The following is a 13,766-nucleotide window of genomic DNA, read 5'->3' on the forward strand; positions in this document are numbered from 1 at the left end:
TTGTATGGTTGTTTACCGAGGTTGAGGAACCCATTCTTAAATTGGTCAGTAAACAAGCCATTGATACATCGTTCTAAGAACCCCTAAACATTACTAAACGTAGGCAAAGACTCGGTAATACTACCAGCACCCTTTTTATTGATTTTGAAAGTAATATCCTTTACTGTGGTAAATAACAGAACAGATGAAAAAGACTTTCTGAGATGTGATTTCAAGATCACAAATGCCTCTTCTAAGGTAAGCTCGTCTTCCTTATCCTCCGTCTCTGTAGACCTGTAGCGGAATTTAAGTAAGACTTTAAAATCACCTTCAGAATAGACTGGCCTAACAAATATATTTCTCAAGTTAGGCTTACCAATCGTCTTTGCCATCGTCAACTTAGCAAAGTTGCCTTCTTCCACACTTTTTATTACCTCTTTCCAGAAAAGGTCAAACACATCTTCGTAAGGCATAAATTAAAGGTTGATGAAGAAATATTTCGTTGTTCAAAAATAAGCGTTTGTTTGGGGATTTTGCGAATGGATTGTCAATGACTTGCGGGTCCGGTTATTCTATTTTTGTTTTCAGTAAATTCTGAAAATAAAATACACAACTGTAGCGTTATTACATTAGACACCAAAATCACAGGTTATGGCTACTCAAAAAACCATCCTCTACGACGACAATTGCCCGCTCTGTTGCTGGTACACCGACGCTTTTGTGCAAACAGGTCTATTAACGCCCGAAGGACGTCAATCATTTACCAATACATCACTGGAAGATTTGGAGAATCGCCTTGATCTGGCACGCAGCAAAGACGAAATTCCACTTCTTGATGATCATGGAGGGCCCACTTTGTACGGCATTGATAGCCTCTTGTTTTTGCTCGGGCAACGCTGGGCCTGGATGCCAAAAATTGCCCGTTTCGCACCAATTAACTGGTTTTTACGTAGGCTTTATAAGCTTATTTCCTACAATCGCCGGGTGATCGTCGCAAAAGAAACACCCGCCGGCGCTTTCGACTGTAGCCCTCAGTTCAATTACTTTTATCGCTACGTTTATATCCTGCTCACGCTGTTGGTGGGCGCAAGTGGTTTGCTGGCTTATGGTCTTACAAATGGCACTTGGTATCTGCTAGGGTTGATCACCTTATTTCTTTTGTTTCTTCTTTTAAAAATCAAGGAGCATCCTAAGCGGGTCAACTACCTTGGGCTTATATTTACGCCGTTCATTCCTATGGGCGTGCTACTTTGGGTGGCTGCTTTTTTCCCTATTTTGAGCCTTGCTTTTGCAGGATTCTCAGGATTACTCGGTGGCTGGATGTGGTATCGTCGGTTGGCGTTAGTTAATACGAATTGAGTTTACAATTAACCAACTATGAGAGTACAGATTTATTATGACTTGATAGAGGAAGGGGACTTTAGTGAATTCAAGGGGATCTACAATTACGGTGACTTTGATCGATTACATTCTTATCGTGAAGGAATCCTTAATGAAAGCAAAAGAGAAGCCTTGGTGACTACCTAAACACTCTCAAAACCTCAGTACCTCCGCGTCTCCGCGGCAAAAAACTCCGTGCTATTCCGTGTTTTAGCGTTTTAGTGGCTAAAATAAACCTCCGTGGCTAAAAGTAAGCCAGACTAAGAATGTTGGTACCTTTACTGCTGTATCCTTCACACCGTGCGCAGTCCATGAATTATTTACAACTATTGAAAGCTTATCCTCGATATTTGGGGTACGGCTTCTTGCACTATTTTTTCAGCTTTGTCGGACAGACGTTCTTCATTAGCCTCTTCGTAGCAGGTATTAGCGAAGACCGGGGTTGGGCCACTGAAACCTTCTCAGGGATCTACTCTGGCGTGACCCTTTGCGCTGCTTTTTTACTACCAATGATTGGGCGACAAATCGACCGGCTTCGTGTGCGGTATGTTTCTACGGCTACGGCACTCATCATGCTAGGGGGATGTTTAATCTTGGCATTCACCTTCCATTGGGTGTGGCTGGCGATTGGGATATTGGCCGTACGCCTGGGAGGGCAAGGCGTTTTAACGCTGACGGCTTCTACCACTATTGGTCGGTTTTTTACAGTGGCACGAGGTAAATCTCTTTCTCTTTCTATCTTGGGAATCAGTGCAGCTGAAATTATCATGCCGCCACTCGCAACAGCCTTTATCTTGGCCAATGGCTACCGCCAGATGTGGTTAGTGGCTGCGGCTATGCTGGCTTTTATTTTCATTCCACTAGTTTGGTTATTAATCCAACGTCACGATCTTTTTCAACGTGCAGAGACGGTTGCAGCGGCTGCCGAAGAAACGAATCAGGTATCCTGGACACGGGCTCAAGTACTGCGTGATCGGCGTTTTCAGTTAATTGTGCCAACCATTCTTTTTATTCCTTTCGTATTTACTGGAATTGTTTTCAACCAAAGTGATGTGGCCTTATTACGTGGATATACCCCGGCTAATATGGCTTTGGGTTTAAGCATTTATGGTTTCACGCGAGCAATCATGTTGTTTACCGTAGGTAGCTTGATTGACCGCTACAGTGCCGGACGACTTTTGCTCTACATTTTGCTACCAGCATTGGCAGGTTTGACAATCTTCATATTGGTTGATGCCAGTTGGGCAGTACCTGCATTATTCTGCCTGACGGCCATCAGCGGCGGAGGGATTACCGTGACGGCTCCAGCGTTATGGGCAGAACGTTATGGACCTCGTTTTTTGGGGAGTATCAAAAGTACGGTGACGCTACTTGTTGTCCTTTCTTCGGCAGCGGCACCTATCGCTTTCACTTGGGGCTTGAGCTGGGGGATCACGCCCTGTTTGCTGGTGATAATTGGCTATGGCCTGCTATGTGTAATGCTGGCAGGGGTTGAATTGAGAACAAAATCGCTGGAATAGCCCTCCATAAATTCAAAAAGGTTTTTGCTTAAAAAGCAAAAACCTTTTTGAATAAGTTACCGATTGATGACGTTCTTGAAGCGCGGTCGCTTCGGCGTCACATCGCCTAGTTTTTCTTTCTTCATTTCCTCGTATTGCGAGTAGTTTCCTTCAAAAAATACCACCTCCGCTTCATCTTCAAAAGAAAGAATGTGGGTCGCAAGGCGGTCAATAAACCACCGATCGTGAGAAATAACCAGCACACATCCTGCAAAGCTGTCGAGTGCATCCTCTAATGCCCGCAAGGTGTTGATATCAATATCGTTGGTCGGCTCATCGAGGAGGAGTACATTGCCGCCTTCCCGCAACGTCATCGCCAGATGAAGACGGTTACGTTCTCCACCGGAGAGCACACCCACTTTTTTCTGTTGGTCGCTGCCGCCAAAATTGAAACGACTGAGGTAAGCCCGAGCATTGACGCTGGTTGTACCGATTTCAATCATATCATTTCCCCCGGAGATAACATCGTAAACGGTTTGGTTTCCGTTTTGGAGTTCTTCGTGGCTTTGATCTACATACGATACTTGTACCGTATCACCTTTGACAATATTTCCTGTATCAGGGGTCTCTTGTTCCATCATCATCCGGAAGAGCGTACTCTTACCTACCCCGTTAGGGCCAATGATACCAACAATAGCGTTTTTAGGAATGCTAAAGCTGAGGTTCTCAAAAAGTACTCGATCGCCAAAACTCTTACTAACATCCTCTACGTTGATGACTACATCACCCAAGCGTTGACCTGGTGGGATGTATATCTCCAGTTTAGACTCCCGTTCTCTGGCTTCTTCTCCCGCCAGTTTATCGTAGGCATTCAAACGAGCTTTACCTTTGGATTGCTTGGCTTTAGGTGCCATGCGTATCCATTCCAATTCTCGCTCCAGGGTCTTGCGGCGCTTGCTGGCAGTCTTCTCTTCCTGCTCCATCCGCTGGGCCTTTTGCTCCAACCACGAAGAGTAGTTCCCTTCCCAGGGAATACCTTCGCCACGGTCAAGTTCCAAAATCCAGCCCGCTACGTTATCCAGGAAGTAACGGTCGTGCGTCACGGCAATTACGGTCCCTGGGAAGCTCTGCAAGTACTGCTCCAACCAATGCACCGATTCGGCGTCCAAGTGGTTGGTAGGTTCGTCAAGGAGAAGAATATCGGGGTTGCTCAATAGCAGTCGCGCGAGGGCTACCCGGCGGCGTTCTCCTCCGGAGAGTACCTTTACAGAGGCATCATCCGGTGGACAGCGTAGGCTCTCCAACGCAGTATTCAAGCGATTATCCAGCTCCCATGCATTGAGGTGATCCAACTTTTCTGTCAACTCCCCCTGCTTTTCGATGAGTTTGTTCATCTCATCGTCGCTCATGGGTTCCGCAAACTTGTTGTTGATGTCCTCGTAGGCTTTTAGTAAGTCTACAATATCCTGAACACCCTCTTCGACGACCTCGCGGACGGTCTTGTTTTCGTCCAGTTCGGGCTCTTGCTGTAGCATCCCAATCTTGTAGGTGCCATCAAAGACGATGTTACCCTGGTAATTGGCATCCAACCCCGCAATAATCTTGAGCAAAGTGGATTTACCCGAGCCGTTGAGGCCCAAAACACCAATTTTAGCCCCGTAGAAAAAACTCAGCCAAATATTGTTGAGTACTTTCTTTCCGGAACCGAAGGACTTGGAAACGCCCTCCATTGAAAAAATAATCTTGTGGTCTGCCATAAAAATTAGCTGGATGGATTTTGTATTGCGCAGAAAATAAAATGAGATTTTTTTCGGGTTTCCCAAATAGTAAACACACTTGAAGTGAATCGTTTAGTTTACTATTTAGGAAACAAAATCTCATGTTATTTTCGTGCTGTTTCTTTTTTTTCGCCGAAAGCGCGTTCGACAATACTTTGTTGTTCTTGATCGTGTATTTTTTTGTAACCGGTAGCGGGTGATGCACTCGTCTTACGCGCTACAAAATTGAGGTTGTTTGGTAATTCAACGCCCTCGTTGTATCTCATTGAATTCACATACTGCCAAGCACCCATGTTAGCAGGTTCTTCCTGAACCCAAAGGGTATGTTCAGCTTTGCCGTATTTTTTAAATAATACGTTCAGTTGATCGGAAGGGAATGGGTAAAGTTGTTCAAGCCTTACCACTGCTACATCATCGCGTTGGTGCTCTTCCTTGTAGCTGCTAAGGTCAAAGTAGATTTTTCCTGAGCAAAGAAGAAGGCGTTTTACCTTGTTTGCTTCCTTTGTAGTATTGATTGTCGGATCATCCAGTGTCTCTTGGAAACGGGTGCCTTCATAAAAATCTTCTGCACCGCTCACCGCCTGAGGGTGACGCAATCCGCTCTTAGGCGACATGACAATCAATGGCTTGCGGAAAGGCCGTGCCATCTGTCTGCGTAGTAAGTGGAAAAAGTTGGCAGGTAAGGTGACGTTGGCCACCGTCATATTGAACTCTGCACACAATAAGAGGAAGCGTTCCAAACGGGCACTTGAGTGTTCTGGCCCCTGTCCCTCGTAGCCGTGTGGCAAAAGCGCTACAACGCCACTCATCCGTTGCCATTTCGACTCGGAAGAGGAGATGAACTGGTCAAACATCGTTTGTGCGCCATTGGCAAAGTCACCAAATTGAGCTTCCCATAGTACCAAGTCGTCAGGGGTAGCCAACGAGTAACCGTACTCGAAGCCAAGCACCGCAAATTCTGATAATAAAGAATTGTAGATGCGGAAAACCCCTTGCTTTTCTCCCAGTGTACTTAAACGATTATAGTCGTTGTAGTTCTTTTCGTCGCGGAGCACAGCGTGACGGTGACTGAAAGTACCACGTTTGACATCCTGCCCACTTAGGCGGATGTTGCGGCCTTCAAGCAATAAGCTACCGTAGGCCATCAATTCAGCCATTCCCCAGTCGATCTGATTGGTTGAACGAGCTTTCTTGATGTTTTTAAACAAACGCTGAACCTTACGTAATGGCGTAAAGTCTTTGGGGATGTCAGTAAGTTTGTCCAGCAAATGCTGGATCGTATCTTTATTAACGCCCGTTTCAGGAGACTGGATAAAGTCTTTTGGGTCGGCTGTTTTACGCAGCTTTCGCCAAGCTTCTTCGGGTTCTTGATAGATGTATGGAAGTGGTTTTTCACGTACTTCATCAAGGCGATCCTGAAGAAGGCTCCAGAAAGATTGTTCCAGCTCGTCGGCCAATTGGGCATCAACATCACCACGGTCGATTAATTGTTGAGAGTATACCTCCCGCGGGTTTTTGTGATCCTTGATAAAAGAATACATTTCCGGTTGGGTAAACTCGGGGTCATCTCCTTCATTGTGCCCATGACGACGGTAACATACCATGTCAATGAAAACATCAGAGTTGAACTCCTGACGGTACTGTACGGCCATCTCTGCAACAAACAAAACAGCCTCTGGATCATCACCATTGACATGGAAGACCGGGGCTCCAACAACGGCTGCTGCTCCGGTAGAATAAACAGAAGAACGAGCATCCTCGAAATCAGTGGTGAAACCCACCTGGTTGTTGATCACAAGGTGGATACTTCCTCCTGTGCGGTAACCTTCGAGCTGGCTCATTTGAATGGTCTCAAACACTACTCCTTGTCCTGCCACAGCTGCATCACCATGAATAAGAATAGGCAAAATTGCGTCGTATTCGCTATTGTAAAGAATATCAGCCTTGGCACGAGCGAAGCCTTCTACCACGGGGTTTACCGCTTCCAGGTGGCTTGGATTGGGCGCTAGTTTTAAATGAACATTCTCACCAGTGGGGGTCTCTACCTGGCTACTAAAGCCAAGGTGGTACTTAACGTCACCATCACCAAAGCTTAGGTCAGGCACTGCTGTACCCTCGAATTCATTGAAAATTTGGGAATAGGTTTTCCCCATAATGTTAGCCAGTACATTGAGGCGTCCACGGTGAGCCATACCGATAACGATTTCCTTGGCATTGCCTTGGGCTGCTTCGTTGATAATAGCATCCAATGCTACAATCGCACTTTCTCCTCCTTCAAGGGAAAAGCGCTTTTGTCCGACGTATTTGGTATGCAAAAACTTCTCGAACATCACTGCACCATTGAGTTTCTCCAGGATGCGGCGCTTCTTGTCAACATTTAGTCCAAAAGACTTTCCTGGATGACTTTGTTCCACCCGGGTACGTATCCAGCGCCGCTTGATCCGGTCTGCAATACTATGGTATTCAAAACCAATATTACCGGCGTATACTTCCCGAAGGCGATCGATAATTTGACGTAAAGTCGCATTTTCGAGCCCTATCTCTTTACCCGCGAAAAAAACATTATCTAAATCACTGTCACTAAGCCCAAAATCTTCAAGATTAACATTGGGATGGCGATCGCGACGATCACGAATGGGGTTGGTCGTGGAAAGTAGGTGACCCCGGTCGCGGTAGGCTTTAATAAGAGAGAGTAGGCGCAGTTCCTTGTTGAGTTGCGCATCGCTAGTGCTGCCGCCGGAGGTCTGAACAGCACCATTACTGTTGCTTTCCTTGGCAAATTCAAATCCTTTGAAAAAAGCTGCCCAGCTGTTTTCTACAGCTAGCGGGTCAGTCTGGTACTGCTCGTACAAATTTTCAATGTAACTTGGATGAGCATTGGCAATAAATGAAAAATCGGTCATGCTATTTCTTTTGTCCCCGTTGTTTTTTTTGGGGATTGACAGTCCTTGAGAACGACTGGCAAAACGCTAAGAGCTTATTCGGGAATTTTGCGAACTGATTTTTAACGATTTGTGGTTCTGGTGAAGGGATTAAAATCAAACTTAGCGGGCTAAGTGAGATTTTTATACCAAAGCCAGGTTCATAAATCCTTGAAAATATGGAAGCATAAATAAGTTTCAATCAAATGTTTTGGTCAACTATTTTAACTGAATAAAATTTTCGAATAAGCTCTATGTTTTCCGCCGTAAGTAAAATTCATGCAAAATGAGGATTTTTTGAGCAACAAGGAAAAAATGAGCACTCTAAATACGTTTTTGATGGTATAGAACTGAAAATAGGAAACAGAATGATCCGTAATCTGTTTAATTTAAGCCAGACTTTGCCAAGGCATTCTCTAGGATATTCTTTTATTACGAAGTAAAAATGCCGAACAAAAAAAAGCCCTCCGCAACTGATGCCGACCCCTTACATTTGCGTGCTATCCGCTTAGCACTTAATGGCTCGTATCGATTTTCAAAACGCCTGGCAGGGCAATGGTGCTACCGAGTATTGGCCAAACCACCACGGAAAATATTATTACCTGCTGAAAAAGACTTTCTGGCGGATGCCCACCAACAAATTATACCGGTGGGGATTATGCAAATCCAAACTTACCACTGGTCAGGTAGTGGCCCCAAAATATTACTGGCTCACGGATGGAATAGCAATAGTGGCCGCTGGCAAGCCTTGGCAAGCCAGTTGATAATGGCAGGCTACGATGTGTATGCCCTGGATGCTCCTGCTCATGGTGCAAGTGTAGGAGGGAGCTTTGCCGTGATCTATTATGGCAATGTATTAGCAGAATTAGCGGATACCTTGAGGCCGGAAGTGATCATAGGCCATTCGGCAGGAGGAATGGCAGCAGCTTATTATCTAAAACACTACCCGGAAGTCCACCATCCAGAGAAACTTATTTTACTATCTACCCCCGCTGAGTTAAATCATTTTATGGAGAGTTTTAGGAAAGGGATTGGGCTGAAAAAAGCGGTGATCGATGCGATGGAAATGGGCTTTACGCAACGCTTTGGCATGTCATTCGACTATTTTTCCATTGCCAAATTTGTGCGAAATTTTCGAATACCTGGCCTCATTATCCATGACGAAAAGGATGATGTTGCTCCGGTGCATGGCGCGTATCAAATGGCCGAAAATTGGCAGAATAGCGAGTTGGTGATCACAAGCGGCTTGGGGCATAGTGTTCAGCACGAGCAAGTGAGGAAACGAATTCTAGACTGGCTAGCTTAAACGCAGATTAAAAGACCTCCCGCAAGATCAAGTGTGCATTCACTTCCCCCATGCCTTCCAGGTGCAGTTGGAAGTAACGGATCAGTTCGTTTAATAACTTTTGCCGGGTTTCACGCTCCAATCGAAGTTCATGGGCTTTTGGCGCAGGATGATGTAACATTTCGTAAAAAGCAAGGGCTACCTCATCCATCAAATAATGCGCATGCGCAGGTGGCGTGGAAACAAACTCCCCGGCCTCCAAATCGAAAAGCGGAGTCGCTGCTGAATACACGCCAGCCGGAGAAAAACCTAAATAGGAAGATAACTCCAAAAGAAACCCCAGGTGATAATTAGCGACGCCCTCCTGAGCCGTATCCAATCCTGCAAAGCGATTGAATAAAAAACGGAATAATGGTTGGTTTTCTTCCCGTTCCCGAATGGCTTTGCGCGCAACCTCTACCATGAATAAGCCCACTGCTCCTTTGCGAACATCAAATGGGATGGAATCGTAGATGTAGGCTGGCCTAATTTCCTTGAGGCGATTCAAGTCGCGGTCATCCCGCTCATAGGCAACAATATCTAACAAAGTCATCACTTGCAACAAACTGGCTTGTGTTCGAGCCTTGGCTGAGCGAACACCGCTAATGATATATTTACGCAACCCTTTCTGTTCGGTATACAGCTCCACAATCAAACTGGATTCGCCGTACTTGTGGGTGCGAAAAACAATCCCACGGGTTTTTATCAGCATCTTTTGTTTTTTGTACAATACTCAGTAAAAAAAAGCCAAAATTATATTGCCAATCACTCCACCCTCGCAATGGTAAAAAGGGCAACTTCTTATTCTGCATTGCTTTCTGTTTGATGTTTGCCGAAGGTGCAAAATTGCCCTTAAAGTTAACAAACATTTCACTAGTGATTAGGGGCAAAATTGCGGTGAATAACCCCATCTTTGCTGCGAAATAAGTGCAAAGTTTGCAACTAAGCATTACTTCAACTCGTCTTTAGTATATCACCCAAAATGCAGCAAGCAGGAACTATCACCCCCTTTTTTTTGTCCTGAGCTTGCGCCAAGCGACGCCGGATAAATAAGTGTCGGGTTTGATAGGTCAGTGATTTTGGTTTTAATTGAGGCGAAGGTTCCCGACCTTAGCCATAGCTAAGGGAGGCGGTTCTTCAACGAAGAGTAAAGCCAAAATCATTCCTTGGAAATCTGACAGTTATTTATCCGACGTTGCTAAAAAAAACTGAAATGAAAACTTACATCACCTGTTGTATCCTGATTATCACATCATTCTCCTTATTTGCAAATGCTTCTGAACTGGCAAGCGTTGGTCGTTGCCTCGAAGAACAGCTGACAGCCTCCCCCTGGTCGGTGACCTCTGGTCAGCAATGGGAGTTCGCACACGATGGTACTTTGTTAGTGTTTGACCAGTCAAGCCAAGTGCTTCAGCAAGGTGGCTGGGATTTACAAGTCACGGAAAAAGAACTTATTCTGCAAGTAATCGTAGGGCCTGAAGTTAAAAATTATGCACTAACCCCCCATTGTGACCAGGAAAACATTATCCTCAAAGAATTTACCAGCGGAGAACTCGTTATGGTACCCTTGAGATACGATGCCAAGCTTACCCGTTCTTTGACCGGCGACTGGCAGAAAGGATTCTATGGCGAAGAACCTTTTTTAGCCTTTAAGGCAAATGGTACTTATGTTGTTACTGAAGTAACCAACGATCACTATGAATTACGGACTGGCCGTTGGTCATTAATGGGCAATACACTCCTGTTACATACTGTAGAAGGAGAGCTACAGGCGTTCCTGATAAAGCATCTCCAAATGGATGAGCTGGTACTCTCTCCTTTTAATGCGAACCGGGAGGATTGGTACTTGAATAAACTCTAAGAGGCTAGTATTACCACTCCCACTCTTTCCCCAAATCTTCAGGACGGTAGTGTTGTTTGGTGTAGATTCTCCGTTTTTGGCGTTCAATGATCAAGCGCGCAAGTCCAATGTTCGCAGGTTCGGTAGCCGTAGGCAGCAAGGCTGCTTGTACCTTTGCTTCATCAATGTCCATTCGGTACATCAGGCTTAACAGCCACTCCATTCGCTTGTCGATGAGAAAATCCAGATGGTCAACGAGCATCCTCAGAAGATCCTCTTCTGAGGATGCCTCTATTTGGTCGATGGCAAAATCCTGCCTAAGTAGTGTAGCCAGCTGCCTGTTGGCCTCTAACGCTTCCATGAAAATGATTTAATTTTTTTCGATTCTGCTACGAAGATGCTTAATTTTTCTTATTCTTACTATCCAAGAATTATTGCAATCTTGAATAGACAGAATAAGAAAAGATATGATCCCCAGCACGAGAGAACAATACAATCGCGATTTTACCCAGGAAAAATACCAGGCTTTGGTGGACGATATTGCCAATAGCTTTGACCATCGTCCGCCCTTTCGTATTGCCGAAACGCCTATCTTTCTAGACCGTGAATTGCGGAATCACCTCGTTCAGGCTTGTGAGGATATCACAGATGTCATTGTGCAGCCCAACTTTCGTGATTTATCCGCATCAGCATTGCTGGCCGGACAGGTAGTTCCTAACGAAACGCCTCATACGACCTTTTTGCAGATGGATTTTGGCCTATGCAAAGCCGAAGATGGTACCATCATCCCACAATTAATCGAAGCCCAGGGGTTTCCATCGCTTTATTTCTTTCAGGAGGCAGTAGCAGAGCGCTATCGTAAGCACTTTGGGATTTCCGATGAGTTTGTCCACCGTTTTGGAGGCCTGGATGCGGCAGGATATCGCGAAAAACTGCGAGAAATTATTGTCGGAGATCATGATCCGGAAAATGTGATTATCCTTGAAGTAGAGCCAGAAAAACAAGTGACAGCCATCGATTTTTTTGTGGCAAAAAAATGGATCGGTATCGAAGCCGTTTGTGTCAGTAGCGTCATTAAAGAAGGTAGAAAACTTTATTATATGAAAGATGGTCGCAAGATTCATATCGAGCGCATCTTTAATCGCGTTATTTTTGATGAACTCATCCTACGTGATGACCTTCCCCGCGAGTTTTACCTCACCGATGATGTCGACGTCGAATGGGTAGGTCACCCCAACTGGTTTTTCCGCATCAGCAAGCATACATTGCCACTTATTGATAGCCCTTATTCTCCCAAGGCCTTTTTACTGAGTGAACTGACCGAGTATCCTCATGATTTGCACAATTATGTACTCAAACCACTGTACTCCTTTGCCGGCAAGGGCGTAATTATTAACATCAATCGCTTTGACCTCGAAGCGATAAAAGATCCCGAAAATTACATCCTCCAACGAAAGGTCGCATACGCTCCGGTAGTACCTACACCAGATGTGCCCGCCAAGGCCGAGGTGCGGATGATGATGCTCTGGGAGCGGGGTGCCGAGCGTCCTTATTTGGTCAATAACCTCGTGCGCCTCAGTAAAGGAGAAATGGTAGGGGTTCGCTACAATAAAGGCAAGGTTTGGGTAGGTGGCAGCGTCGGCTTTTTCCGCCCGTAAGAACAACACAAAACCAGAAAGGAGGGTCAATTTCTTTTTTGCGCAATAAACCGCCATGTCAGAGAGAGTCTTTATAGAAAGTGACTTAGTGTTTACCTTCCCGGAACACTGGTGGGTAAGGGAGTATGATAACCACCGTTTTTACAAAAACATCAGTGGCCTTGGCTTAAAAGGCGTTGACTTCTTATTGGTAGACCCTTCGGGGGCTGGACACCTTTACTTGATGGAGGTCAAAAATTATCGTACTCGGGTTCGGAAAGGCATTGTTTATGAGGCTCCGCTTAAATCGCCCGAAGAATTGGCTGCAACTATTGCCATGAAGTATGAACATACCTTAAGAGCTATTCGGGCCGTCCATTTATACTACCAACGCAAATGGTGGTACCGCTTAATGAATCGTATCATCCGCAAAAGTCAATACATGCAATACGATTCCGTATTTTGGACGCAAGCCTACGAACTGGCCCGCCAACCATCACAACATACCTTTTTGCTCTGGTTAGAGACAGAAACAGAAGATCAAGTCTATGAGAAACAGTTGCAAAAAAGCATGGGCTTACAGGTGGCGTTGAAGATTGGGAGACAGACACATCCATATCCTCCGGGAATTATAGTGCAAGGTTAATCTTTTTTTGGGGCCGTAGCAGCGCTTCGCTAGCTACCACTTGTTCCGTTCTCAGTGCTCCCTTTGGTCGCACTACCACTGCACCAGTTCGTCCTTGCCCACTCCGTGCCCCGAGCTCCGGCCGCTGGCCTGCGCACGAGTGATAGCAGCACGCTCTCAAAACAAACTCCCCTGACTGCTATCTGGCAAAAGCCGAAAAGACATCCGATGATACGGGCTGGCTCCGTGTTTAGCAATGGCCGCACGATGCACCTTAGCTGGGTAACCCTTGTTGCTGTCCCAGCGATAGTGAGGAAAATCTTCATGGATACGGAGCATATAGTCGTCGCGATAGGTTTTCGCGAGAATACTGGCCGCAGCAATGGATAAATATTTACCGTCACCTTTAATAATGGTGTGGTGAGGTATCTCCCGATAGGGGTGGAAACGATTCCCGTCGATAAGCAACTGTTCAGGGCGCATCTTCAACTGGTCCAAGGCTCGGTGCATGGCCAAAAAAGAAGCACGCAAGATGTTGATTTCATCAATCTCAGCAGGGTCTACCTGGGCTACCGCCCAAGCAAGTGCTTCTTTCTCCACAATTTCGCGGGCAGCATAGCGCTTCTTTTCGCTTAATTGCTTAGAGTCGTTCAACAGCGGATGCGTAAAGTCTTTGGGTAAGATAACGGCCGCCGCAAAAACAGGGCCGGCAAGACAGCCACGTCCGGCTTCATCACAACCCGCCTCGATAAGATGTTCACTCAGAAAAGGTGCCAGCATACT

At 45.7% G+C, this 13,766-nt stretch carries 13 protein-coding genes; 7 read left to right on the top strand and 6 right to left on the bottom strand.

The genetic code is table 11. The features are described 5' to 3' along the window. Window positions 1-83 precede the first annotated feature (83 nt). Window positions 84-452, bottom strand: coding sequence for a hypothetical protein (locus A3EU_RS0121415; protein ID WP_020538250.1), 369 nt, complete (start codon window positions 450-452; stop codon window positions 84-86). Window positions 453-630: 178 nt separating this feature from the next. On the opposite strand from A3EU_RS0121415, the gene A3EU_RS33150 reads away from it, so the two are divergent. The 3 genes from A3EU_RS33150 (at window position 631) to A3EU_RS0121430 (ending at window position 2,879) form a co-directional block, all read left to right on the top strand. Then, the gene (locus A3EU_RS33150; protein WP_020538251.1) at window positions 631-1,338 is read left to right on the top strand and encodes a DCC1-like thiol-disulfide oxidoreductase family protein; all 708 of its coding nucleotides are present in this window, start codon (window positions 631-633) and stop codon (window positions 1,336-1,338) included. Between the two features lie 18 nt (window positions 1,339-1,356). Next, window positions 1,357-1,506: a hypothetical protein gene (locus A3EU_RS34355; RefSeq protein ID WP_020538252.1), complete on the top strand. Its 150-nt coding sequence runs from the start codon at window positions 1,357-1,359 to the stop codon at window positions 1,504-1,506. 164 nt (window positions 1,507-1,670) lie between these two features. Beyond that, complete coding sequence (locus A3EU_RS0121430; protein WP_156825856.1) at window positions 1,671-2,879, top strand: MFS transporter; 1,209 nt, start codon at window positions 1,671-1,673, stop codon at window positions 2,877-2,879. Window positions 2,880-2,935: 56 nt separating this feature from the next. On the opposite strand, the gene ettA is transcribed toward A3EU_RS0121430, so the two are convergent. Both ettA and A3EU_RS0121440 read right to left on the bottom strand, forming a co-directional pair. After that, a complete protein-coding gene (gene ettA, locus A3EU_RS0121435; protein WP_020538254.1) occupies window positions 2,936-4,615 on the bottom strand; it encodes an energy-dependent translational throttle protein EttA in 1,680 nt (559 codons plus the stop codon). Window positions 4,616-4,740: 125 nt separating this feature from the next. Then, complete coding sequence (locus A3EU_RS0121440; protein ID WP_020538255.1) at window positions 4,741-7,539, bottom strand: 2-oxoglutarate dehydrogenase E1 component; 2,799 nt, start codon at window positions 7,537-7,539, stop codon at window positions 4,741-4,743. 463 nt (window positions 7,540-8,002) lie between these two features. On the opposite strand from A3EU_RS0121440, the gene A3EU_RS31335 reads away from it, so the two are divergent. Then, entirely contained in the window at window positions 8,003-8,863 is an 861-nt protein-coding gene (locus tag A3EU_RS31335) for an alpha/beta fold hydrolase (RefSeq protein ID WP_052331324.1), read from the top strand. Window positions 8,864-8,870: 7 nt separating this feature from the next. Here A3EU_RS31335 and recO read toward each other — a convergent pair whose 3' ends face one another. Further along, window positions 8,871-9,593: a DNA repair protein RecO gene (gene recO, locus A3EU_RS0121450; RefSeq protein WP_020538257.1), complete on the bottom strand. Its 723-nt coding sequence runs from the start codon at window positions 9,591-9,593 to the stop codon at window positions 8,871-8,873. A 501-nt stretch (window positions 9,594-10,094) separates the two neighbouring features. Here recO and A3EU_RS0121460 point away from each other — a divergent pair. Then, window positions 10,095-10,742: a hypothetical protein gene (locus A3EU_RS0121460; RefSeq protein ID WP_020538259.1), complete on the top strand. Its 648-nt coding sequence runs from the start codon at window positions 10,095-10,097 to the stop codon at window positions 10,740-10,742. 10 nt (window positions 10,743-10,752) lie between these two features. Here A3EU_RS0121460 and A3EU_RS0121465 read toward each other — a convergent pair whose 3' ends face one another. After that, the gene (locus tag A3EU_RS0121465) at window positions 10,753-11,082 is read right to left on the bottom strand and encodes a hypothetical protein (RefSeq protein WP_020538260.1); all 330 of its coding nucleotides are present in this window, start codon (window positions 11,080-11,082) and stop codon (window positions 10,753-10,755) included. Between the two features lie 106 nt (window positions 11,083-11,188). Between A3EU_RS0121465 and A3EU_RS0121470 the strand changes: the two genes are divergently transcribed. Together A3EU_RS0121470 and A3EU_RS33155 are read left to right on the top strand one after the other, a co-directional pair. Next, a complete protein-coding gene (locus tag A3EU_RS0121470) occupies window positions 11,189-12,379 on the top strand; it encodes a hypothetical protein (protein ID WP_020538261.1) in 1,191 nt (396 codons plus the stop codon). 55 nt (window positions 12,380-12,434) lie between these two features. Next, the gene (locus tag A3EU_RS33155) at window positions 12,435-13,004 is read left to right on the top strand and encodes a hypothetical protein (RefSeq protein WP_020538262.1); all 570 of its coding nucleotides are present in this window, start codon (window positions 12,435-12,437) and stop codon (window positions 13,002-13,004) included. A 156-nt stretch (window positions 13,005-13,160) separates the two neighbouring features. Here the strand turns inward: A3EU_RS33155 and A3EU_RS0121480 are convergent, their stop codons facing one another. Continuing rightward, window positions 13,161-13,763, bottom strand: coding sequence for a ribonuclease HII (locus A3EU_RS0121480; protein ID WP_020538263.1), 603 nt, complete (start codon window positions 13,761-13,763; stop codon window positions 13,161-13,163). Between the last annotated feature and the right edge of the window lie 3 nt (window positions 13,764-13,766).

The organism is Lewinella cohaerens DSM 23179 (assembly GCF_000379805.1).
GTDB lineage: Bacteria > Bacteroidota > Bacteroidia > Chitinophagales > Saprospiraceae > Lewinella > Lewinella cohaerens.

What these genes read in the sequence shown, in the direction of transcription:
- A3EU_RS0121415 (WP_020538250.1), bottom strand. Translation starts at nt 452, where the DNA reads ATGCCTTACGAAGATGTGTTTGACCTTTTCTGGAAAGAGGTAATAAAA.
- A3EU_RS33150 (WP_020538251.1), top strand. Translation starts at nt 631, where the DNA reads ATGGCTACTCAAAAAACCATCCTCTACGACGACAATTGCCCGCTCTGT.
- A3EU_RS34355 (WP_020538252.1), top strand. Translation starts at nt 1,357, where the DNA reads ATGAGAGTACAGATTTATTATGACTTGATAGAGGAAGGGGACTTTAGT.
- A3EU_RS0121430 (WP_156825856.1), top strand. Translation starts at nt 1,671, where the DNA reads ATGAATTATTTACAACTATTGAAAGCTTATCCTCGATATTTGGGGTAC.
- ettA (WP_020538254.1), bottom strand. Translation starts at nt 4,615, where the DNA reads ATGGCAGACCACAAGATTATTTTTTCAATGGAGGGCGTTTCCAAGTCC.
- A3EU_RS0121440 (WP_020538255.1), bottom strand. Translation starts at nt 7,539, where the DNA reads ATGACCGATTTTTCATTTATTGCCAATGCTCATCCAAGTTACATTGAA.
- A3EU_RS31335 (WP_052331324.1), top strand. Translation starts at nt 8,003, where the DNA reads ATGCCGAACAAAAAAAAGCCCTCCGCAACTGATGCCGACCCCTTACAT.
- recO (WP_020538257.1), bottom strand. Translation starts at nt 9,593, where the DNA reads ATGCTGATAAAAACCCGTGGGATTGTTTTTCGCACCCACAAGTACGGC.
- A3EU_RS0121460 (WP_020538259.1), top strand. Translation starts at nt 10,095, where the DNA reads ATGAAAACTTACATCACCTGTTGTATCCTGATTATCACATCATTCTCC.
- A3EU_RS0121465 (WP_020538260.1), bottom strand. Translation starts at nt 11,082, where the DNA reads ATGGAAGCGTTAGAGGCCAACAGGCAGCTGGCTACACTACTTAGGCAG.
- A3EU_RS0121470 (WP_020538261.1), top strand. Translation starts at nt 11,189, where the DNA reads ATGATCCCCAGCACGAGAGAACAATACAATCGCGATTTTACCCAGGAA.
- A3EU_RS33155 (WP_020538262.1), top strand. Translation starts at nt 12,435, where the DNA reads ATGTCAGAGAGAGTCTTTATAGAAAGTGACTTAGTGTTTACCTTCCCG.
- A3EU_RS0121480 (WP_020538263.1), bottom strand. Translation starts at nt 13,763, where the DNA reads ATGCTGGCACCTTTTCTGAGTGAACATCTTATCGAGGCGGGTTGTGAT.